This is a genomic window from Nocardia cyriacigeorgica, assembly GCF_010858045.1.
Classification (GTDB): domain Bacteria; phylum Actinomycetota; class Actinomycetes; order Mycobacteriales; family Mycobacteriaceae; genus Nocardia; species Nocardia cyriacigeorgica_E.
Window position 1 is genome coordinate 1 of the sequence record NZ_JAAGVC010000304.1, and the last position, 293, is coordinate 293.

1 protein-coding gene is annotated in these 293 nt (G+C 66.9%); it reads right to left on the reverse strand.

The window, feature by feature from the left end; genetic code table 11:
- Positions 1-269: FAD-dependent oxidoreductase (locus GV790_RS29810; RefSeq protein ID WP_256673616.1), on the reverse strand; the 269-nt coding region annotated here is incomplete at its 3' end.
- Positions 270-293 lie beyond the last annotated feature (24 nt).

The following is a 293-nucleotide window of genomic DNA, read 5'->3' on the forward strand; positions in this document are numbered from 1 at the left end:
GGGTGAGCCTCCGCGATCTCGGTGGCCGCCTCGATAGCAGTGAGATTGCCACCGACCACCAACACCTTCCCGCCCTCGCCCAGCTCCGCAAGACGGGCACGCAGGCGCAACGCCGACGGCCGTGCGGCCACATGGAAAGCGTGCTCAGCGACGCCAGGAACGCCGTGGTCGGCGGCAGTACTGCCGAGCGCATACAGGAGAGTGTCGTATTCGAGCAGGTCAACAGCCCCGCCGTCGGCGATCTCGACTGTCCGACGTGCGACATCCATCCCCGTCACCCGCGCTATACGAAC